Raw genomic sequence first — 21,134 nt, 5'->3', positions numbered from 1 at the left:
GCGGCACACCGAAGCGTCACAGTGAAGCGTCACATTGAAGAAGGAGATGCTCGTGCCGTCCATCGACGTCGTCGTAGCCCGGGAAATCCTGGACTCCCGAGGCAACCCCACGGTCGAGGTCGAGGTCGGCCTCGACGACGGCAGCACGGGTCGTGCCGCCGTTCCGTCCGGCGCCTCCACCGGTGCCTTCGAGGCCATCGAACTGCGTGACGGCGACCCGAGCCGTTACCTCGGCAAGGGCGTCGAGAAGGCCGTGCTGGCCGTCATCGAGCAGATCGGCCCGGAGCTGGTCGGCTACGACGCCACCGAGCAGCGCCTGATCGACCAGGCCATGTTCGACCTGGACGCCACCGACAACAAGGGCTCGCTCGGCGCCAACGCCATCCTCGGCGTCTCCCTCGCCGTCGCCCACGCCGCCTCCGAGGCCAGCGACCTGCCGCTCTTCCGCTACCTGGGCGGCCCCAACGCGCACCTGCTGCCGGTGCCGATGATGAACATCCTGAACGGCGGCTCGCACGCCGACTCCAACGTGGACATCCAGGAGTTCATGATCGCCCCGATCGGCGCGGAGTCCTTCTCCGAGGCCCTGCGCTGGGGCGCCGAGGTCTACCACACCCTCAAGAAGGTCCTGAAGAACAAGGGCCTGGCCACCGGCCTCGGCGACGAGGGCGGCTTCGCCCCGAACCTCGGCTCCAACCGCGAGGCCCTCGACCTCATCCTCGAGGCGATCAAGGAGGCCGGCTACACCCCCGGCGAGCAGATCGCCCTCGCGCTCGACGTCGCCGCGTCCGAGTTCTACAAGGACGGCTCCTACTCCTTCGAGGGCAAGGAGCGCACCGCCGCCGAGATGACCGAGTACTACGCCGAGCTGGTCGAGGCGTACCCGCTGGTCTCCATCGAGGACCCGCTGTTCGAGGACGACTGGGACGGCTGGAACACCATCACCGCCAAGCTCGGCGACAAGGTCCAGCTGGTCGGTGACGACCTGTTCGTCACCAACCCGGAGCGCCTGGCCCGCGGCATCGAGGAGAACTCGGCCAACGCCCTGCTGGTCAAGGTCAACCAGATCGGTTCGCTGACCGAGACCCTGGACGCCGTCGAGCTGGCCCAGCGCAACGGCTTCAAGTGCATGATGTCCCACCGCTCCGGCGAGACCGAGGACGTCACCATCGCCGACCTGGCCGTCGCCACCAACTGCGGCCAGATCAAGACCGGCGCCCCGGCCCGCTCCGAGCGCGTCGCCAAGTACAACCAGCTGCTGCGCATCGAGGAGATCCTCGACGACGCCGCGGTGTACGCCGGCCGCAGCGCGTTCCCCCGGTTCCGCTCTGCGAACCAGTAGGCCCAGTAAGGGCTGACCGCCCGGTAGAAGGCAGCGTCGTACGTACGTCCCCGTATCCGGTCCCGTACCGTGTGCGGGGACGTACGCGCGTGCACGGGAGGCGGAGACCAGATGGCCGTGAAGGACCGGGACCGTTTCTCCACCGCGACCAGGATCCGGATCATCGGGGAACAGACCGCGGCCCGGGTCTACCGTTCGCAGACCAGGCGCCAGGCCCGGCGCTCCCGGCTGACCGGCCGGGCCGCGCTGCTCGCGATGGTGCTCTGCTCGCTCGTCGTGGCGCTCGCCTACCCGATACGGCAGTACGTCGCCCAGCGTGCCGAGATCGCCGATCTCCAGCGGGAGCAGCGGGAGACCCGGCAGCGGGTCGAGGACCTGCGCGACCTCAAGGCACGCTGGCAGGACGACGCCTACGCCGAGCAGCAGGTCCGGCTGCGGCTGCACTACGTGATGCCGGGGGAGACGGGGTTCGTTGTCGTCGACCCGGAGGCGGCCGAGCAGACCCGCGCCGGGGCCGCCGCCGCCGACCGCCCCTGGTACCGGAACGTGTGGGACGGGGTCGACAAGGCCGACGCCGTCGCCCGCCGGCAGTGAACCGACCGCGCCGACCCGCTCCGCCGGTGACTCAACAGGAAGACCAGCAGAAGACAGTCATGCAGACTCCCCCGCCGACCACCCCGCGCACCGAGCCGACCGACGCGGACGTGGCGGCCTTCAAGCAGCAGCTCGGACGGCCCCCGCGCGGCCTGCGCGCCATCGCGCACCGCTGCCCCTGCGGACAGCCGGACGTCGTGGAGACGGCGCCGCGGCTGCCCGACGGCACGCCCTTCCCCACGCTGTACTACCTGACGTGCCCGAAGGCGGCCTCCGCCATCGGCACGCTGGAGGCTAACGGCGTGATGAAGGAGATGACCGAGCGCCTGGCCACCGACCCGGAGCTGGCCGCCGCCTACCGGGCCGCGCACGAGGACTACGTCCGGCGCCGCGACGAGATCGAGGAGCTGACCGGATTCCCGAGCGCGGGCGGCATGCCGGACCGCGTGAAGTGCCTGCACGTGCTGGTCGCCCACTCGCTGGCCGCCGGTCCGGGCGTCAACCCGCTGGGCGACGAGGCGATCGCGATGCTGCCCGAGTGGTGGCGCAAGGGGCCGTGCGTGACGGTCTCCGAGACCTGCGGGGAGGACGCCAAGTGACCCGAGTCGCCGCCGTCGACTGCGGTACGAACTCCATCCGGCTGCTGGTGGCCGACGCCGACCCGGCCACCGGCGAGCTGACCGACCTGGACCGCCGCATGACCATCGTGCGGCTCGGCCAGGGCGTCGACCGCACCGGGCGGCTCGCGCCCGAGGCGCTGGAGCGGACCTTCGCCGCCTGCCGGGAGTACGCCGAGGCCGTCAAGGCGCACGGCGCCGAGCGGCTGCGTTTCGTCGCGACCTCCGCCTCCCGCGACGCGGAGAACCGGGACGACTTCGTGCGCGGGGTGCTGGACATCCTGGGTGTGGAGCCGGAGGTCATCTCGGGCGACCAGGAGGCCGAGTTCTCCTTCACCGGGGCGACGAAGGAGCTGACCGGCCGCGCGGACCTCGACAGGCCCTACCTGGTCGTGGACATCGGCGGCGGCTCCACCGAGTTCGTCGTCGGCGACGACCACGTGCGCGCCGCCCGCTCCGTGGACGTCGGCTGCGTCCGGATGACCGAGCGGCACCTGGTGCGCGACGGCGCGGTGACCGACCCGCCGTCGGAGGGCCAGGTCGCGGCCATACGGGCCGACATCGAGGCGGCCCTGGACCTCGCCGAGCAGTCCGTGCCGCTGCGCGAGGCACGCACGCTGGTGGGGCTCGCCGGATCGGTGACGACGGTGTCCGCGATCGCGCAGGAGCTCCCGGAGTACGACTCGGCGGCCATCCACCACTCCCGCGTCTCGCGCGACCGGGTCCGGGAGATCACCGACTGGCTGCTGGCCTCCACCCACGCCGAGCGGGCGGCGGTTCCCGCCATGCATCCGGGCCGGGTCGACGTGATCGCGGCCGGGTCCCTGGTGCTGCTGGCGATCATGGAGCGGACGGGTGCGGAGGAGGTCGTCGTGAGCGAGCACGACATCCTCGACGGCATCGCGTGGTCGATCGCGTAGGGCGCTCGCGGTGGTGGGCGCGCCAGCGGTCTGAGCAGGACGGACAACGATTGAGCGGGTGCCGGGGGGCCTTTCGGGTCCCTCGGTGACGTCCCGTCGGGAAAGTTCGTGAAGTTCTTCACAAGGAATTGGGCCCCGTCGGACGACGAAAGCGCGCGCGTTGACCCTTTTGGGGTTTCAACTGCCCTTTGAACGTGTTCAGGTCGGTGTCGCGGAGGGGTCCCGAGGAGCCCTCGCGGAGGGGTGGTCCACCGCTCCCGAAGCGCGGAGGTGCAGCTCACGCGGCGTTGACAACGGGGTCCCCCGCACGCTGGTTCCTTCGCCCGTCATGATCTCCGTCACGTGGGTGGCGGATGGTAGCACAGTACCCACCGAAGCTTGTGAAGGGGCGCACGATCGACCCCCCTCAACCGGGTGGATACTCGATGGCATGAGCACCACGGAGCGTCCCAGGATCCTCGTAGTAGGCGGTGGGTACGTAGGCCTGTACGCAGCTCGACGCATCCAGAAGAAGATGCGTTACGGCGAGGCGACCGTCACCGTCGTCGACCCGCGGTCGTACATGACCTACCAGCCCTTCCTCCCCGAAGCCGCCGCCGGCAGCATCTCCCCGCGGCACGTCGTCGTCCCCCTGCGGCGCGTGCTTCCCAAGGCGGAGGTCCTCACCGGCCGGGTCACCACCATCGACCAGGACCGCAAGGTCGCCACCGTCGCGCCGCTGGTCGGCGAGGCGTACGAGCTGCCCTTCGACTACCTGGTCATCGCGATGGGCGCGGTCTCCCGCACCTTCCCGATCCCCGGCCTCGCCGAGCAGGGCATCGGCATGAAGGGCATCGAGGAGTCCATCGGCCTGCGCAACCACGTCCTGGAGCAGCTCGACAAGGCCGACTCCACCACCGACGAGGAGATCCGCCGCAAGGCGCTCACCTTCGTCTTCGTCGGCGGCGGCTTCGCCGGCGCGGAGACCATCGGTGAGGTCGAGGACATGGCCCGGGACGCGGCCAAGTACTACAACAACGTCTCCCGCGAGGACATGCGCTTCGTCCTCGTGGACGCCGCCGACAAGATCCTCCCCGAGGTCGGCCCGAAGCTCGGCCAGTACGGCAAGGAGCACCTCGAGGGCCGCGGCGTCGAGGTCTACCTGTCCACCTCCATGGACTCCTGCGTCGACGGCCACGTGGTGCTGAAGAACGGGCTCGAGGTCGACTCCAACACGATCGTGTGGACGGCGGGCGTCAAGCCCAACCCGGCGCTGGCCCGCTTCGGCCTGCCGCTGGGCCCGCGCGGTCACGTCGACACCCAGGCCACCCTCCAGGTCCAGGGCACTGACTACATCTGGGCCGCGGGCGACAACGCCCAGGTCCCGGACCTGGTCGGCCGCAAGGCGGGCAACGAGAACGCCTGGTGCCCGCCGAACGCCCAGCACGCGCTGCGCCAGGCCAAGGTCCTCGGCGACAACGTGATCTCCGGTATGCGGGGCTTCCCGCAGAAGCCGTACAGCCACGCCAACAAGGGCGCGGTGGCGGGCCTCGGCCTGCACAAGGGCGTCGCCATGATCGTCATGGGCAAGATGAAGATCAAGGTCAAGGGCCGTCTCGCCTGGTACATGCACCGCGGCTACCACGGCATGGCCATGCCCACCTGGAACCGGAAGATCCGCGTCTTCGCGGACTGGACGCTCGGCATGTTCCTCAAGCGCGAGGTCGTCTCCCTCGGCGCGATGGAGACCCCGCGCGAGGAGTTCTACGAGGCCGCCAAGCCGGCCCCGAAGCCCGCCGCGGCGAAGGCCGCCGACAAGGGCGACCAGGGCGAGAAGGCCGCGAAGCAGGAGAAGACCGAGGCCAAGGCCTCCTGACTCCCGCCTGCTCACAGCCGTGGCAGTCTCAGCGGCACCGAGCAGCGCTGAGCAGTACCGGGCAGTACCGAGCAGTGTGCTGAGCAGTACTCAGCAGTTCCCGAAGGGGTCGTCCGCCATCCGTGGTGCGGGCGGCCCCTTCGCGCTGCGCGCGTGCCGCGCCGTGCGGGCGACAAGTCCGTTGGTGTGTACAGCTATTTTGCCGAGTCGTAACGCGCGCCGGGGACTGTACCGCGGGCTCCCAGGTGTTTACGTGGTGTTGGACATTCCGGGATCGCTCATCACGGAGGCACGCCATGGCTGACGCCGCGCTGCGGCTGCAGAACCTCTTCGAACAGTTGCTGGGAGCACCACTCCCGGTGCGTATCCGCGCCTGGGACGGTTCGCAGGCGGGTCCGCCGGGCGCGCCGACCCTCGTCGTCCGCAACCGCAGGGCACTGCGCCGCCTGCTGTTCAAACCGGGTGAACTGGGCCTGGCCCGCGCCTGGGTGGCCGGGGACATCGACGTCGACGGAGACCTCTACACCGTCCTCGGCCTGATGTCCGGCCTGATCTGGGAGCGAGGCGAGGACGCCCGCGGCCTGGTCGAGGCGCTGCGCGACCCCGAGGTCCGGGCCGCCGTACGCGGCCTGGTGAAGCTCGCCGGGCCGCCGCTGCCGCCCGCCCCGCCGCCGGAGGAGGTCCGCCGGGCCCGCGGCCACCTGCACACCAGGCGCAGCGACAAGCGGGCCATCAGCCACCACTACGACGTCGGCAACGACTTCTACGAACTCGTCCTCGGCCCCTCGATGGTGTACTCCTGCGCCTACTGGCCCGCCCCGCCGGCCGAGGGCGGCACTCTGGAGGACGCCCAGCGCGACAAGCTCGAACTGGTCAGCCGCAAGCTGGACCTGAGCCCCGGTCAGCGTCTCCTCGACGTCGGCTGCGGCTGGGGCTCCATGGCGATCCACGCGGCCCGCGAGCACGGCGTGAGCGTCGTCGGCGTGACCCTGTCCCAGGAGCAGGCCGCCTACGCCCGCAAGCGCGTCGCCGACGAGGGGCTGACCGACCGGGTGGAGATCCGCGTCCAGGACTACCGGGACGTCGCGGACGGGCCGTACGACGCCATCTCCTCCATCGGCATGGCCGAGCACGTCGGCGCCGAGCGCTACCTGGAGTACGCCATCGACCTGCACAAGCTGCTCAAGCCCGGCGGACGGCTGCTGAACCACCAGATCGCCCGCCGGCCGCAGCGGGACGAGTCCACCTACAACGTCGACGAGTTCATCGACGCCTACGTCTTCCCCGACGGCGAACTGGCCCCCGTCGGCACCACCGTCACCCAGCTGGAGCGGGCCGGGTTCGAGGTACGCGACGTGGAGTCGATCCGCGAGCACTACGCGCTCACGCTGCGCCGCTGGGTCGCCAACCTGGAGTCCGACTGGGCGACCGCCGTCCGGCTCGTCAGCCCCGGCCGCGCCCGGGTCTGGCAGCTGTACATGGCCGCCTCCGCGCTCGCCTTCGAACGCAACCGCATCGGCGTCAACCAGGTCCTCGCGGTGAAGACGCCCGACTCGGGCACCTCCGGCCTGCCGCTGCGGGCCCGTGTGTGGGGCGCGCCCGGCCGGGCCTGACCCGCACACGAGCCGAGGGCCGGGCTCCCCGCGCGGTGAGCCCGGCCCTCGGTGTTCCGCGTCGCGGCGAGGTCACTCGGCCTTGATCGCGTTCAGCATGTTCAGCCGGGCGGCGTTGCGGGCCGGCCACAGGGCGGCCAGGACGCCCACCAGACCGGCCAGCACCACGAAGATCCCGATCCGGTCCCAGGGCAGGACCAGCGCGTACCCCGGGATCTCCTCGGCGACGGTCTCGCCGATCGCCCAGCCGAGGAACGTGCCGAGACCGATGCCGACCACCGCGCCGAACACCGAGATGACGACGGCCTCCAGCCGCACCATCCGCTTCACCCGGCGCCGGTCCAGACCGATCGCGCGCAGCATGCCGATCTCCTGCTGCCGTTCGAAGACGGACATCGCGAGGGTGTTGACGACGCCGAGGACCGCGATGATCAGGGCCATCGCCAGCAGGCCGTACATGACGTTCAGCAGGGTGTTGATGGCGCCGCCGAACTCGTCGCGGATGTCCTGCCGGTCCATCACGGTGATCGCGGGGTTGTCGCCGAGCGCGTCGACGAGGACCTTCTCGTTCGCCGCGGACTGGCCGCCGTCGACCTTCACGAAGATCTGCCGGATGGACGGCTTCGCCTCGTGCGGGGCCACGACCTTCCGGTCGACGAGGACGGGGGAGAGGAACTCGCTGTCCTTGTAGACGGCGCCGACCGTCAGCGTGGCCCGCTCGTCGTCGTCGAAGGTGACGGGGACGGTGTCGCCGGGCTTCCAGCCCCTGTTCTCGGCCGTCTTCTCGGCGACCGCGATCCGGCCCTGGGCCAGTGAGCCCGCGTCGCCGCTGACGACGTCGACGGTCAGGACCTTCTCGATGTCGCCCGGGGTGACCGCCGAGGCGGACACGTAGTCGCCGTCGACCTGGAAGTAGGCGTCCTGCTGCGGCGACACCGCGGACACGACGCCGGCCTTCTCCAGGGCCGTCAGCGCGGACCGGTCGAGGTCGCCTCCGTTGGCCATCGAGACCATGTAGTCGGCCCTGATGTTGTCCGTGGTCATCTTGTCGATGGCCGCGCCGACCGTGACGCCGAGCACCGACAGGGCGGTCACCAGCGTCAGTCCGATCGCCAGCGCCGAGGCGGTGGCGCCGGTGCGGCGCGGGTTGCGGACCGCGTTCTGGCCGGCCAGCTTGCCCGCCACCCCGAAGGGCCCGACGAGCAGCGGCCGGACGAGCGCGATCACCGGCCGGGACAGCAGCGGGATGAGGACGATCACGCCGATCAGCGCGAAGAACGCGCCCGCGCCGATGTACATCCGGCCGTCGTCGCCGCCGGTCGAGGCGCCCGCGACGATCCCTGCCGCACCGAGGGCGGTGATGGCCGCGCCGATGGAGTTGCGTACCACCAGCGACTTGGTGGTGGCCACCGCGTGGACGCTGTTCATGGCCGCCACCGGCGGGATCTTCGCGGCCCTGCGGCCGGGCAGCCAGGCGGCGAACACCGTGATCAGCACGCCCACCGCGAACGCCGCGACCACCGGCGTGGCGGACAGGACCAGCGGACCGGCCGGCATCTTCATGTCGAACGCGGCCATGCCGGAGCGCAGCCCGACGGCCAGCCCGACGCCGAGCGCGAAGCCGACGGCCGAGGCCACCAGACCGACCAGCGCGGCCTCGGCGAGCACCGAGCGGGTGATCTGCCTGCGGGACGCGCCGACGGCGCGCATCAGGGCGATCTCCTTGGTGCGCTGGGCGACCAGCATCGTGAAGGTGTTGGAGATCAGGAAGATGCCGACGAAGAGCGCGATGCCCGCGAAGCCGAGCAGGACCTGCTTGAGGTTGCCCATGCTCTGTTCGATCTGGTCGGCCTGCTCGTCGGCGAGCGCCCGGCCGGTCTGGGCCTCGGCGGTCTCCGGCAGCAGCGGCTCGACCGCCTTCAGGATCCGCGCGTCGTCGGCGCCGGGGGCGGCGGAGACGGTGGCGCTCTCGAAGTGGCCGGGCCGGAGATACTGCTTCTGGGCGATGGCCGTGTCGAAGAGGACGAGGCTGCCGCCCGCGTTGACGGCGCCGTCCTCGGTGGTGAACACACCGCTGAGGGTGTACTCCTTCACCGGGCCGTTGGTCGCGACGCGCACCCGGTCGCCGACCTCGTACTCGCCCTTGGCGGCGGACTCCTCGTCCAGCGCGATCTGGTCGTCCTTCACCGGGCCCGAGCCGTCGGTGAAGGTGTAGGCGGCGTCCTTGCCGTCCTTGCCGGGGGCGAAGTTCGAGCCCTTGTTGGACCAGCCGACGCCGATGAGCCTGCCGTCCGGGTCGGCGACGCCGGCGAAACCCTCGACGCGGCCGTACACCCCGGCGACGCCGTCCACGGCGGAGATCCGGTCGAGGACCTCGCCGGACAGGCCGTACTCCTCCTTGGGGTTGTCCGAGTCGGCGTACGAGGTGACGGCGACGGCGACGTCCTGGTAGCTCTTCGCCGACTGGTTGCGGAAGGCGTTGGAGAGGGTGTCGGCGAAGACCAGGGTGCCCGACACGAACGCCACGCCGAGCATCACGGCGAGCACGGTCATCAACAGCCTGGCCTTGTGCGCGAAGACGTTGCGCAAGGCGGTACGGAACATGGGGGTCTTCTCTGTCCAGACGTACGGGGTACGGGTGCGGCGTACGGGTACGAGGTACGGGTACGGGGTGGGGAGCGGACGGGGAGCGTCAGCTGGTGCGGCCCTTGGCGTCGAACCGCTTCATGCGGTCGAGCACCGAGTCGGCCGTCGGCCCGTACAGCTCGTCGACGATGCGTCCGTCGGCGAGGAAGACCACCCGGTCCGCGTAGGCGGCGGCCACCGGGTCGTGGGTCACCATCACCACGGTCTGGCCCAGTTCCCGCACCGAGTTGCGCAGGAAGCCGAGGACCTCGGCGCCGGAACGGGAGTCGAGGTTTCCGGTCGGCTCGTCACCGAAGATGATCTCCGGCCGGGAGGCCAGCGCCCGGGCCACGGCGACCCGCTGCTGCTGTCCGCCGGAGAGCTGGGCGGGCCGGTGCCCGAGACGTCCGGACAGCCCGACCATCTGGATCACGGAGTCCACCCACTGCTTGTCGGGCTTGCGGCCCGCGATGTCCATCGGAAGGGTGATGTTCTCCAGCGCGGTCAGCGTCGGCAGCAGGTTGAACGCCTGGAAGATGAAGCCGATCTTGTCCCGGCGCAGCTTGGTGAGCTGCTTGTCCTTGAGCGAGCCCAGCTCGGTCTCGCCGATGCGCACCGAGCCGGACGAGAAGGTGTCCAGGCCCGCGACACAGTGCATCAGCGTGGACTTGCCGGAGCCGGAGGGCCCCATGATCGCGGTGAGCTCGGCCTGCCGGAAGTCGATGGAGACCCGGTCCAGGGCGACCACCTGGGTCTCGCCCTGGCCGTAGATCTTGGAAAGCTCCGTGGCGCGCGCGGCCACGAGGGTGGACCGGTCGGCGATGGGTGCGGTGGTCACGGGAAGGGCGCTCCTGTCGGTACGGCGTGTGCGGTGGGCACCGCGTGTGCGGCCGGCACGGCGTGTGCGGTCGGCACGGCGTGTGCTCGGGGATGTCATCCATCGTCCCGGCCGTACGCCGCCCTGTAGTCAGCCGCTGTTCCGGTTCAGGGGGGCGACTTCGGTCGGACGGGCCGGGCCGGTGTCATACCTGCGGATGACGGCGACCCCGACGGCGGGGCGCGCGAGAACGGGGCGGGCGCCCTCGTCGAGACGGTGAAATCCCGTCATTCCGCATACGGCGCGGACAGTCGCACGCAAGGCTGTTGGCATGTGCTGTTGGCCTGCCCTGGTAACTGATGCTCCCTCAGGCGCCAATAAAATAAGACAACATCGGCCGTCCCGCCCGAGGCCGGGAGGAGCGTCCCGATAGGCTCAAGGCACGCGTAGCGGAGCCCATGGCCTGCCCGGATGGTGGAATGCAGACACGGCGAGCTTAAACCTCGCTGCCCCTTCGAGGGCGTGCCGGTTCAAGTCCGGCTCCGGGCACCACCACTGTCACCCTGCGTGACCGGCGGTGGTCAGCAGGCTTTTCGTTGCCCCGCGGGCGAGTGGGCGTCGGATCGGTGCACCGCTGATCGGTCGAGCAGCGGAGGAAGCGCGGCGTCGTGGCCTGCGTCCGGTGCTCGACGTCGTCGCATCCGATACCGCGGCGGCAGCCCTGTACGAGCGGCTGGACCGGGAGCTGACGGCCACGGTCGAGCGGTACCGGGGTCCGCACCGGACGGTGGCCATCCGCTGTTACGCGGCGCCGTCCCGGTCAGCACCGTCACTCGCGTGATCCGCGGGCTTGTGAGCGCCTCTGCGGACCTGGCCGCCCGCACCGCCTCGGCCAGGAGTGTCGGACCGGAGCGTTCGAGCAGAAGGCCCGAGGGTCCGGGGTGGGGTGCGGTGGGCGGCGGATCCGTGAACGGCGGGGGCGAGCAGCGTTCCGCGATCAGTTGTGCTCTTCGTCGATGGTGACGGCGATGCCGTCCTCGACCTGGACGGCGACGGCGATGCCGCCCTTCTTGGCCGCGGCTTCGAGGTCCTCCTCGGTGCACGGGGTGGTGGCCTGGCCGTCCGCGTCACCGCAGATCCAGCCGGCGCCGTTGATCTCGGTGTCGGTGGCGGTGAAGAACGCGCGCTCGCTGCCGTCGCGGCTGAGGGAGTACTTGCCCGGGGCCATGTACCCGAGCGTGCCCGAGAAGAGCCCCGACCTCTCGCCCTCTCCCATACCGTTGCCGCCGCCGTTGCCGCTGTCGGTGTGGTCCTCGATGATGCTGACAGCCACTCCGTCCTTGACGTCGACCGTCGCCCCGAACCCCTTCTTGGCCGCGGCCTCGAGCTCTTCCTCGGTGCAGGGCGTGGCGGCCTGGCCGTCCGCGTCACCGCAGATCTTGCCGGCGCCCTCGATGTCGGTGTCCTCGGAGGTGAAGAACGCCTGCTGCACGTCGCCGGCGTCCGTGACCGTGTACTTGCCGGGCGCGAGGTAGGAGACCGTGCCGACCCACTTGCCCGACACCATGCCGCTCTTCGAGCCCTTCGCGCCCGGCTGGGACCCGGTGCCGGTGCCGGTGCCGTTCCCGCCACCGTCGGACTTCCCCTTGGCGGCCGGGTCCGAAGCCGTGGTCCCGGCCGACTTGTCACCGCCGTCCGCGTCCTCTCCCTGACAGGCGGTCAGCAGCATCGTCGTGGCCACCAGGGCCGCGGCGGCGAGGACGGTCTTGCGTCGGCGTGCGTGAAGCATGGTGGGCTCCCCCTGATGTGATGGTGATGGCCGCCGGAGTGGTCGTTCCGGCCCGCCTCTCTGCCTTACCGATCATCATCCTGAACGACGCGGTGACCTGCGGGAAGCGTGGTTACCGTGTCATGACACTCCCGTCGTGACCACGAGACGAGCAGTTACGAGCAGTTGTTACGACGCGCAGTTACGAGCGGTGTGCTTGCCCCGCCGCGGCCGCCCGCCGTGGGGGGCGGGGCGCACCAGTGCGTCCCCGAGCGCGACCAGCCTGCGGCCCAGCTCCGGAGCGTGTGCCGGAGCCGGGGCCGACGGTGACGGCGTGGGCAGGGCCTCACGGAGGTCGGGTGAGCCGGGCAGTCCCGCGGCCGCCGCCCGGGCCAGGGCGTCCGTGTGACGCCCGACGCGGACGGCGTCGTCGGGAGCGGGGGACACGGGGCGCCGCGTTCTGCACCGCGTCGAGCCCGGTCATCAGGGCGTACAGCGTCATCCGCCGGGGCGCGGGCTCCGGTCCCGGCCCCGGTCCCGGCCCCGGCTCTGGCCCCGGTCCCGGCCCCGGTCCCGGTCCCGGCCCCGGCCCCGGTCCCGGTCCCGGTCCCGGTCCCGGCCCCGGTCTCGGTCCTGGCCGCGGTTCTGGCCGCGGTTCCGGTCCTGGCTCCGGCTCTGGCTCCGGCCTCGGCCTCGGACTCGGTCCCGGAGCCTCCTCGGGCGCCGTCCGTGCCTCCGCGAAGGCCGCCACCGACCGGAAGGCGGCCGACACCTCCCGCTCCTCGGGTCCGTACGGGCGGGACAGTCGGCCCGACATGCCTGCCAGCCAGGACACGGCCGCCCCGAGGGCCAGGCAGCCGGTCCGGACGGCGGTTTCCGAGCGCGGCGTCGCTGCCGTTGCGCCACAGGCGGGAGGCTCCGTAGCGCGGGAGGGCGCCGGCCGCACCGCCGGCCGCCACCGCCGCGACCACGGGCAGCCGTGAGCCGGCCGTGGAGTCCGGGGCGGATGACGGTGCGTACCGCCAATAAGGTGCATATCGTCACGCTAGCTGGCGATCGATCATGCGTCCCCCGCGTGCACGGACGACGGCTTCCCGCCTCTGGACGGCCCGTCAGGGGCCTCAAGTCCTGCCCGAAGGAGCCGGCGTGGCCTCGCAGTCGTCCGAACACGGCCCCGGGTCGCCGCCGCGGACGGCCGCGCACACCTGGAAGGGGACCGCGCTCGGCGGAGCTGAACTCCGGCATCGCGGGGCTGGCCGCCGCGCTGGTCATCAGAGGTCCGGCGGACTTCCGGCGCAAGGAGCCGACGCCCAACAACATCCCCCTGGTCATGATCGGCGTCGCGCTGCTCTGGTTCGGCTGGCTGGCCTTCAACGCGGGGTCGGCCGTCCGCGACACCGGCACCGCCGCCACGGCCTTCATCAACACCCAGCTCGGCGCGGCCGGTGCCATGGTCACCTGGCCGCTGGTCGAGTACTGGCGCACCCGGCGGGTCACCATGATGGGCGTGGGCTCGGCGGCCGTGGCCGGCATGGTGGCCATCACCCCCGCCTGCGGCGAGATCGACCCCGGCGGGGCACTGGTGACCGGACTCGTCGCGGGCTTCGTCTGCGCCTTCGCCGTCACCCTCAAGTACCGGCTGAACGTGGACGACACCCTGGACGTGGTCGGCGTGCACGGCGCGGGCGGCCTGGTCGGACTGCTCATGGTCGGCTTCTTCGCCACCTCCACGGTCAGCGGCAAGGAGGGCGTCTTCTACGGGGGCGGCGGCTCCCTGCTCTGGAAGCAGATCGTCGCCATCCTCGCCGTGGCCGCCTTCTCCTTCGTCCTGACCTGGATCCTCGCCAAGGCCGTGGACGTCGTCGTCGGCTTCGCGGAGAAGGAGACGTACGCCGCCGTACCGGGACAGGAGGAGGAGCGGGCCTACGGCTTCCGCACCGTCGAGCGCCTGGACGCCCTCGCGGGCGCCGGCCGGGGCACCGACCGGGAGACGCTGGACGAGATCCGGCGACTGCTGCGGGAACACCGGGAGGGCTGAGGCGCCCGGGACGGACCGGACATCTCCCGGAGGGGCTCTCCGGGAGATGTCCGGTTCGCCCGTTGACAGTGGTGCGCGGGAGGCCGAGACTCGGCGTCAGGTAATGGTGAAGGAAATTTCACCATGCGAACAGACACCTGCTGCGAACAACCGCCGCGAACAACTGCTGATTCGAGCAGGGCAACGACGCCGATCGAAGGGAACGACCGATGCGCACCACCGTCGGCATCATCGGGGCAGGCCCCGCGGGGCTCCTGCTGGCCCGGCTGCTGCACAACGCCGGGATCGACTCGGTCGTCCTGGAGAGCCGCGACCGCGCCTACGTCGAGCGCAGGCAGCGCGCCGGGATCCTGGAGCAGGGCACGGTGGACGTGCTGCGCGAGGCCGGGGCCGGGGAGCGGATGGACCGGGAGGGGCTGCGCCACGACGGCATCGAGCTGCGGTTCGCCAGGCGCCGCCACCGCGTCGACTTCCCCGCGCTCACCGGTGGCAGGTCCGTCATGGTCTACGCCCAGACCGAGGTCTGCAAGGACCTCATCGCCCTTCAGCTCAAGGAGGGCGGCCCGCTGCTGTTCGAGACCGAGGCACTCGCCGTGGAGGGCGCCGACACGGACCGGCCGCGCGTCCGCTTCCGCCGCGAGGGCGCCGAGGACGTCCTGGAGTGCGACTACGTCGTCGGCTGCGACGGCTTCTGGGGCGTGGCCCGGAGCGCGGTCCCGGACGGGCGCACCTTCGAGCGGACGTACCCCTTCGGCTGGCTCGGCATCCTCGCCGACGTCGCCCCCTCGCACGACGAGCTGGTCTACGCCCGCCACGACCGCGGCTTCGCCCTGCTGTCCATGCGCTCCCCGTCCGTCTCCCGCCTCTACCTCCAGGTCCCCGCGGACACGGACGCCGACAGCTGGAGCGACGAGGAGATCTGGGACGAGCTGGAGCGCCGCTTCGAGACCGACGACGACTGGAGCCTGCGACGGGGCCCCATCACCCAGAAGTCGGTCACGCCGATGCGCTCCTACGTCCACGAGCCCATGCGGCACGGCCGCCTCTTCCTGGCCGGCGACGCCGCGCACATCGTGCCGCCCACCGGCGCCAAGGGCCTCAACCTCGCCGTCGGTGACGTCGTCACCCTCGCGCGGGCACTGGCCCACCGCACCGCGACCGGCTCCGACGAACTGCTCGACGCCTACTCCGCGACCTGTCTGCGCCGCGTCTGGCAGGCCGAGCGGTTCTCGTACGACATGACGACGCTGCTGCACACCGCCCCGGACGCCACGCCCTTCGAGGACCGGCTCCAGCTGGCCCGCCTCGACCGGATCACCTCCTCCCGCGCCGCCGAGACCGACCTCGCCGAGGCCTACACCGGGTTCCCGATCGGCTGAACCGCGCCCGGCGGCCCGCGCGACCCCGGCCGTGAGGGGAATCACTGATCGGCGTAGCGTGTTGAGTCGCAAGGCAAGGGAAAGATCCTCCCCAAGCAGTAGGGTCATTCCTTTGCCGTTCTATTACTCTTGAGCCAAGGCTGCGCCGTGTGGCCATGGAGGAGTGAAATGAGGAGCAGAAACCCGGTCTTCTCGCGACGGGGGTTCAGCCGCGACAACGGCTACGCGGGCTTCAACGCCGCGCCGCAGGCCGGGGGACCCGCCGTCGCCACGCAGGCCAACCCGTACGCGCAGGGCACCCAGGGCAACCCGTACGCCCAGCAGCCCGCCGGCAACCCGTACGCGCAGAACCCGTACGCCCAGCCGGACCAGCAGTTCGGCGCGCCGCCGCAGGCGCCCGCCACCACCGGCCGGATGACGATGGACGACGTCGTCATCCGTACGGCGAGCACGCTCGGCGTGCTCGTGGTGACGGCCGCGCTCGCGTGGGCGCTGCTGCCCGTGGACGACGCCAACATCAACCGCTCGTACGGCATCGGCATCGGCGCCGCACTGATCGGCATGGTCCTGGCGCTCGTCCAGTCCTTCAAGCGCAAGCCCACGCCGGCGCTGATCCTGTCCTACGCGGCGTTCGAGGGTGTCTTCCTCGGCGTCGTCTCCAGCGTCGTCGACAACCGCATCGCGGACGGCGCGGCCATGCAGGCCGTGATCGGCACGATGGCGGTCTTCGCCGGTGTGCTGATCGCCTACAAGGCGGGCTGGATCCGGGTCAACCGTCGCTTCTACGGCTTCGTGATGGCGGCCGCGCTCGGCTTCGTCTTCCTGATGATGGTGAACCTGCTGTTCGCCGTCTTCGGCGGCGGTGACGGCCTCGGCTTCCGCAGCGGCGCGCTCGGTGTCGTCTTCGGCATCGTCGGCATCATCCTCGGCGCGTGCTTCCTGGCCCTCGACTTCAAGCAGGTCGAGGACGGCCTCGCCTACGGCGCCCCGCGCGAGGAGGCCTGGTTCGCCGCCTTCGGCCTCACACTGACGCTGGTCTGGATCTACCTGGAGTTCCTGCGCCTCATCGCGATCCTGAACAGCAACGACTAGTAGGACGCGCACAGGACCGCGCACATGAAGGGCCCCGGGCTTCGCGCCCGGGGCCCTTCGTCGTCGTGGGGCCGGCGCGCCCGCTCACAGCAGTCGGCGCGCGGCCCTTCTCAGGTCGTACTCGTGGACGATCGCCTTCGCGTGGCCGTACGCGAGGTTGTGTTCGTGGCGGAGCCAGCTGACCTTCTCCTCGAAGCGGAAGAGGGCGGGGCCGTCCTCGACGGCGCGCAGCCAGTCGGAGATCTCACGGCCGGTGCACTGGGGGATACGGGCGAGCAGATTGCGATGGGTCTCCTCGGAGAAGACTTGGGACATCGGCGCCTCCGGGCGAAAGGGGATGTGGCCGGTCCTTCAGGTCACCGTGCCTGAGCGTTCGCCCGTTGGCAACAGTCCCGGACGGCCGCGTACGCTCGCGCCGTGGTTGATACGACGCCTTTGACCCGTGCCGTGGACGACTTCGCCGACCGGCTGCGGGCCGCCCCGCAGAGCAGGCTGCAGCGCGGTGCCGCCGCCGAGGCGCTGGAGCTGGCCAGGGAGCTGGCCCGGCGCGCCCAACTCGTGGAGGAACCCGGGGCCGAGCCCCGCGAGATGCCGGACGCGGGCATGTTCGCCGCCGCCGACCAGATCGCCGTCGCCGCGCACGACCTGGCCCTCGTCCTGGCGGACGAGGGCCAGGTGGAAGAGGCGGCGGCACTGGTGGAGGAGGCCCGCAAACGGGCCGGGGTCTGACGCGACCGGCGTGACTGGCGCTACTACCGCGACTGACGTGACTGACGTGACTACAGGGACGCGATGACGCGGTCCGCCAGGATGTACACGTTCTCCTCGCCGCAGGCGAAGGTCAGCGTGTAGGCACCGGAGATGCCGGAGCCGCCGAGGAGGTACGGCGTCTGGCCCGCGCCCAGGGCGGCGGCCAGGCGCTCCGCGGTCTCGCGGTGGCCCGGGGTCATGCACAGGGTGGTGCCGTCGGCGAAGACGTACACGTCGAGGGTGCCCAGCGGACCCGGACGGACGTCGGCCAGCGCCACGCTCGACTCGGCCAGCCCCTCCAGGGTCGCCACGGTGCGGTCGTGATCGTTCACGGCCGGGGAAGGGTTCGGCACGAAGTCCGGGTGCGAGGGGTGCCGGCGGCGGGCGGCGGCCAGCTCGGCGGACTCCCTGGGACCCGCGTGGCCCGCGTCCTGCGCGGACGGCTCGTCGGTGTCCGCGGCCGGCTCGGTCACCGGCTCCAGACCCACGAGGTCCGCCTGGCGGGGCAGGAACAGCTCACTGTCGGACAGACCGAGCAGCAGGGGCGCGTCGGACGCGTCCCGGGTCTCCTGGGCGGCCCAGAAGGCCCGCGCCTCGGCCAGCTCCCGCTCGCGCTCCTCGGCGAGCGCCTCCGCGACGGCGGCGCGTATCTCCTCGGCGTCGGCGGTGGTGCGGGCGGCGGGCACCCGGCCCCGCGTGGCGGTGGCCCGGCTCTCGGCCAGCTCGGCGCGCAAGGCGGTCACCTGCCGGCGCAGCACCAGGATGCTGCGCAGGACGGCGACGCCCACGGCGCCGGTGGCGGCCGTGGTGAGCAGCAGGGCGATCGGCATGGCGCTCACTGACGTACTCCCGGTTCAAAGTCGACCCCCGACTTCCTACATCAGCTTGAAGGGAGGACTAACCGTCTGTCAGTGCGTAACGTCACGAAACGGACAGGACTTTGGGCCCGGACGGTGCGGGTGGTGCTGGTCTGACCTGCGTAAATCAAGGGTGCGAGAGAGGTAGGTCACATCCTGGGGGAGTTTGGGTCACAAAACGGCCCAGAACCCTGGGGCGAGCGGGGTTCCGGGCCGTGTCGTCACGCTGGGTCCGCGGGGTACTACTGACGGTCCCTCAGTGCCCTCGGTGGCGGCCCTCGGTGAGGGTCAGCTCAGGCGCTCGATCACCATCGCCATGCCCTGGCCGCCGCCGACGCACATGGTCTCCAGGCCGAACTTCTTGTCGTGCGTCTGGAGGGAGTTGATCAGCGTGCCGGTGATGCGGGCGCCGGTCATGCCGAAGGGGTGGCCGACGGCGATGGCACCGCCGTTGACGTTCAGCTTCTCCAGCGGGATGCCGAGGTCGCGGTAGGAGGGGATGACCTGCGCGGCGAACGCCTCGTTGATCTCGACCAGGTCGATGTCGCCGATGGTCAGCCCCGCGCGGGAGAGCGCCTGCTTGCTGGCCTCGACCGGGCCGAGGCCCATGATCTCGGGGGACAGGCCGGAGACGCCGGTGGAGACGATGCGGGCCAGCGGGGTCAGGCCCAGCTCGCGGGCCTTGGTGTCACTCATGATCACGAGGGCGGCGGCACCGTCGTTGAGCGGGCAGCAGTTGCCGGCGGTGACCAGGCCGTCGGGGCGGAAGACCGGCTTGAGGCCCTGGACGCCCTCCAGGGTGACGCCGGCGCGGGGGCCGTCGTCCTTGCCGACGACCGTGCCGTCGGGCAGCGTCACCGGGGTGATCTCGCGCTCCCAGAAGCCGTTCTTGATGGCTTCCTCGGCGAGGTTCTGGGACCGGACGCCGAACTCGTCCATGTCCTGCCGGGTGATGCCCTTGGCGCGGGCGAGGTTCTCCGCGGTCTGGCCCATCGCGATGTACGGGTCGGGGACGAGGCCGTCCTCGCGCGGGTCGTGCCAGGTGGTGCCCTCGCGCTGGGCGACCTCCGCGGTGCGGGCCTCGGCCTCGGCGAACAGCGGGTTGTGCGTGTCCGGCAGGCTGTCGGAGTTGCCCTTGGCGAACCGGGAGACCATCTCGACACCGGCCGAGATGAAGACGTCGCCCTCACCGGCCTTGATGGCGTGCAGGGCCATGCGGGAGGTCTGCAGGGAGGAGGAGCAGTACCGGGTGACGGTGCAGCCGGGCAGGTGGTCCATGCCCATCTCCACGGCGACGATCCGGCCGAGGTTGTTGCCCTGCTCGCCGCCGGGCAGGCCGCAGCCGAGCATCAGGTCGTCGATGTCCCTCGGGTCCAGCTCGGGGACCTTGGCGAGGGCCGCCTGGATGATCGTGGCGGCCAGGTCGTCGGGGCGCAGGTCCTTCAGGGAGCCCTTGAAGGCGCGGCCGATGGGGGAACGGGCGGCAGAGACGATCACGGCTTCGGGCATCACGGCTCCAGTGGCGAGGCGGTACGGGGCGGGCAGGGCTGGTTGGGAAGTTACCCGGCCGTATGGCCCGGGTCACGTGTACGGCTGTGTGACATGGACCGCAACTGTCTAAGCGCTTGCTTTTGCCTCCGGCGGTCGGGCGGTGCACCCGCGCCGGGTGCTGTGGGTGGCGGGCGTACCTGGGGGCTGTGCCCCCAGACCCCCCTTCGGCCTGGACGGCCTCGTCCTCAAACGCCGGACGGGCTGGACGGCTCCGCCTCCGACACCCGCCGCCGCCTCCGGCGCTTCAGCAGCGCCCAGGGCCCCCGAGACCCCGTAGGCACAGCGGCAGCGACCTCCGTACCCGCCTCCGACGCCGCCTCCGCCGCCGCACGCGCCACCGGCAGGAAACCCTCGCGCCGCAGCGTGTCCGGGTGCTCCTCCTCGGCCGGCCACAGGCCGAGCGCGGCGCACACCGACGGCAGTACGGCCATCGCGGCCGTGGCATACCCCTCGGCGGACGGGTGGTAGTTGTCGGGGCCGAACAGCTCCCGTGGGTTCTGCGCGAACTCCGGACCCAGCAGATCGCCCAGCGACACCGTGCGCCCGCCCTGCTCGACGGCGCCGATCGTCTGCGCCGCCGCGAGCTGCCGCGAGGCCCGCCGGGCCAGCCAGCGCAGCGGCTGCCGCACCCGCTCGATCGTGCCCAGGTCCGGACAGGTGCCGACCACCACCTCCGCACCGGCCGTACGCAGCCGCCGTACCGCCGTGGACAGGTGCCGTACCGAGCGGGTCGCCGGCATCCGGTGGGTGACGTCGTTGGCGCCGACCATGATCACGCAGATGTCGGGCACCCGGTCCGGCTCCGCGAGCACCAGCGCCACCTGCCGGTCCAGGTCGTCCGAGCACGCCCCCGGCTGCGCGACCGACCCCAGCCGCACCGGCCGCTCCGCCACCGCCGCGAGCCCCGACGCCAGCAGCGCGCCCGGCGTCTGCCCGGCCCGGTGCACGCCCTGCCCGGCGGCCGTGGAGTCGCCCAGCATCATCAGCCGCAGCGGCGGGTCACCGGCCGTGGGCAGGGTGCCGCCGTACAGTCCCTGCGCGTTCGGCACCCGGGCCGGCGTGCCCACCCCCACCCGGCGTCTGGCCAGCTGCACCTCGGCCACCACCAGGCCGACCGCCGCCGCTCCCGCCAGCCCGATGCCGCCGCCGCCGTACGCCGCGCCGGCCGCGATCCGCCGGGCCACCCGCGCCCTCGACATGCTCGTCATGCGTCGCCGCCACCTCCTCCAACCCGTACACCCACTCCTTGCCCCGTACGGACGGTCGCCCAATCTCAACGCAGGGTGAACGACCGTCACGGGGCATCCGCGGGTCCG

The 21,134-nt window shown here is 71.5% G+C and carries 17 protein-coding genes, 1 tRNA gene and 2 pseudogenes; 12 read left to right on the top strand and 8 right to left on the bottom strand.

The features are described from left to right. Window positions 1-52: 52 nt before the first annotated feature. The 6 genes from eno (at window position 53) to C4J65_RS12645 (ending at window position 6,941) form a co-directional block, all read left to right on the top strand. The gene (eno, locus tag C4J65_RS12670) at window positions 53-1,342 is read left to right on the top strand and encodes a phosphopyruvate hydratase (RefSeq protein WP_115746420.1); all 1,290 of its coding nucleotides are present in this window, start codon (window positions 53-55) and stop codon (window positions 1,340-1,342) included. Between the two features lie 111 nt (window positions 1,343-1,453). Further along, window positions 1,454-1,936: a cell division protein DivIC gene (gene divIC / locus C4J65_RS12665; protein ID WP_162833155.1), complete on the top strand. Its 483-nt coding sequence runs from the start codon at window positions 1,454-1,456 to the stop codon at window positions 1,934-1,936. Window positions 1,937-1,995: 59 nt separating this feature from the next. Further along, window positions 1,996-2,535: a DUF501 domain-containing protein gene (locus C4J65_RS12660; RefSeq protein WP_115742504.1), complete on the top strand. Its 540-nt coding sequence runs from the start codon at window positions 1,996-1,998 to the stop codon at window positions 2,533-2,535. Next, window positions 2,532-3,473 carry a Ppx/GppA phosphatase family protein gene (locus C4J65_RS12655; protein ID WP_115742503.1) on the top strand — a complete coding sequence of 314 codons (942 nt, stop codon included), beginning with the start codon at window positions 2,532-2,534 and terminating at the stop codon, window positions 3,471-3,473. Before C4J65_RS12660 ends, C4J65_RS12655 begins: the two co-directional genes overlap by 4 nt. A 430-nt stretch (window positions 3,474-3,903) precedes the next feature. Then, window positions 3,904-5,328 carry an NAD(P)/FAD-dependent oxidoreductase gene (locus tag C4J65_RS12650; protein WP_115742502.1) on the top strand — a complete coding sequence of 475 codons (1,425 nt, stop codon included), beginning with the start codon at window positions 3,904-3,906 and terminating at the stop codon, window positions 5,326-5,328. Between the two features lie 296 nt (window positions 5,329-5,624). Further along, window positions 5,625-6,941: a cyclopropane-fatty-acyl-phospholipid synthase family protein gene (locus tag C4J65_RS12645; RefSeq protein ID WP_115742501.1), complete on the top strand. Its 1,317-nt coding sequence runs from the start codon at window positions 5,625-5,627 to the stop codon at window positions 6,939-6,941. Between the two features lie 72 nt (window positions 6,942-7,013). On the opposite strand, the gene C4J65_RS12640 is transcribed toward C4J65_RS12645, so the two are convergent. Then, a complete protein-coding gene (locus tag C4J65_RS12640) occupies window positions 7,014-9,545 on the bottom strand; it encodes an ABC transporter permease (protein ID WP_115742500.1) in 2,532 nt (843 codons plus the stop codon). Window positions 9,546-9,633: 88 nt separating this feature from the next. Further along, window positions 9,634-10,404 carry an ABC transporter ATP-binding protein gene (locus tag C4J65_RS12635; RefSeq protein ID WP_087790666.1) on the bottom strand — a complete coding sequence of 257 codons (771 nt, stop codon included), beginning with the start codon at window positions 10,402-10,404 and terminating at the stop codon, window positions 9,634-9,636. A gap of 444 nt (window positions 10,405-10,848) precedes the next feature. On the opposite strand from C4J65_RS12635, the gene C4J65_RS12625 reads away from it, so the two are divergent. Next, window positions 10,849-10,935, top strand: a tRNA-Leu gene (locus tag C4J65_RS12625). A 22-nt stretch (window positions 10,936-10,957) separates the two neighbouring features. Then, a pseudogene (locus C4J65_RS12620) lies at window positions 10,958-11,224 on the top strand (GNAT family N-acetyltransferase); the annotation flags it as partial. Window positions 11,225-11,380: 156 nt separating this feature from the next. Here the strand turns inward: C4J65_RS12620 and C4J65_RS12610 are convergent. Together C4J65_RS12610 and C4J65_RS12605 are read right to left on the bottom strand one after the other, a co-directional pair. Beyond that, a complete protein-coding gene (locus tag C4J65_RS12610; RefSeq protein WP_115742498.1) occupies window positions 11,381-12,172 on the bottom strand; it encodes a hypothetical protein in 792 nt (263 codons plus the stop codon). 168 nt (window positions 12,173-12,340) lie between these two features. Beyond that, on the bottom strand, window positions 12,341-12,598 hold the full coding sequence (locus C4J65_RS12605; protein ID WP_115742497.1) for a hypothetical protein: 258 nt from the start codon (window positions 12,596-12,598) through the stop codon (window positions 12,341-12,343). Between the two features lie 781 nt (window positions 12,599-13,379). On the opposite strand from C4J65_RS12605, the pseudogene C4J65_RS12595 reads away from it, so the two are divergent. The 3 genes and pseudogenes from C4J65_RS12595 to C4J65_RS12585 all read left to right on the top strand — a co-directional run. Beyond that, window positions 13,380-14,189, top strand: a pseudogene (locus C4J65_RS12595) (ammonia channel protein); the annotation flags it as partial. 209 nt (window positions 14,190-14,398) lie between these two features. Further along, entirely contained in the window at window positions 14,399-15,568 is a 1,170-nt protein-coding gene (locus C4J65_RS12590) for a 4-hydroxybenzoate 3-monooxygenase (RefSeq protein WP_115742495.1), read from the top strand. A 168-nt stretch (window positions 15,569-15,736) separates the two neighbouring features. After that, on the top strand, window positions 15,737-16,660 hold the full coding sequence (locus C4J65_RS12585; protein ID WP_115742494.1) for a Bax inhibitor-1/YccA family protein: 924 nt from the start codon (window positions 15,737-15,739) through the stop codon (window positions 16,658-16,660). 84 nt (window positions 16,661-16,744) lie between these two features. On the opposite strand, the gene C4J65_RS12580 is transcribed toward C4J65_RS12585, so the two are convergent. Next, window positions 16,745-16,975 (bottom strand): DUF4287 domain-containing protein, encoded by a 231-nt coding sequence (locus tag C4J65_RS12580; protein ID WP_115742493.1) that lies wholly within the window; start codon window positions 16,973-16,975, stop codon window positions 16,745-16,747. A gap of 102 nt (window positions 16,976-17,077) precedes the next feature. Between C4J65_RS12580 and C4J65_RS12575 the strand changes: the two genes are divergently transcribed. Further along, a complete protein-coding gene (locus C4J65_RS12575) occupies window positions 17,078-17,389 on the top strand; it encodes a hypothetical protein (RefSeq protein WP_205350996.1) in 312 nt (103 codons plus the stop codon). 50 nt (window positions 17,390-17,439) lie between these two features. Here C4J65_RS12575 and C4J65_RS12570 read toward each other — a convergent pair whose 3' ends face one another. From C4J65_RS12570 to C4J65_RS12560, 3 genes are all read right to left on the bottom strand, one after another. Then, window positions 17,440-18,249: a hypothetical protein gene (locus tag C4J65_RS12570; protein WP_115742491.1), complete on the bottom strand. Its 810-nt coding sequence runs from the start codon at window positions 18,247-18,249 to the stop codon at window positions 17,440-17,442. Window positions 18,250-18,555: 306 nt separating this feature from the next. Then, window positions 18,556-19,776: an acetyl-CoA C-acetyltransferase gene (locus C4J65_RS12565; protein WP_115742490.1), complete on the bottom strand. Its 1,221-nt coding sequence runs from the start codon at window positions 19,774-19,776 to the stop codon at window positions 18,556-18,558. 227 nt (window positions 19,777-20,003) lie between these two features. Then, a complete protein-coding gene (locus tag C4J65_RS12560) occupies window positions 20,004-21,026 on the bottom strand; it encodes an SGNH/GDSL hydrolase family protein (RefSeq protein ID WP_115742489.1) in 1,023 nt (340 codons plus the stop codon). Window positions 21,027-21,134: the final 108 nt, after the last annotated feature.

This window comes from Streptomyces sp. CB09001 (assembly GCF_003369795.1).
Taxonomy (GTDB): domain Bacteria; phylum Actinomycetota; class Actinomycetes; order Streptomycetales; family Streptomycetaceae; genus Streptomyces.
The sequence above is the reverse complement of the archived record's forward strand: the minus strand, read 5'-3'. Positions and strand labels throughout refer to the sequence as shown.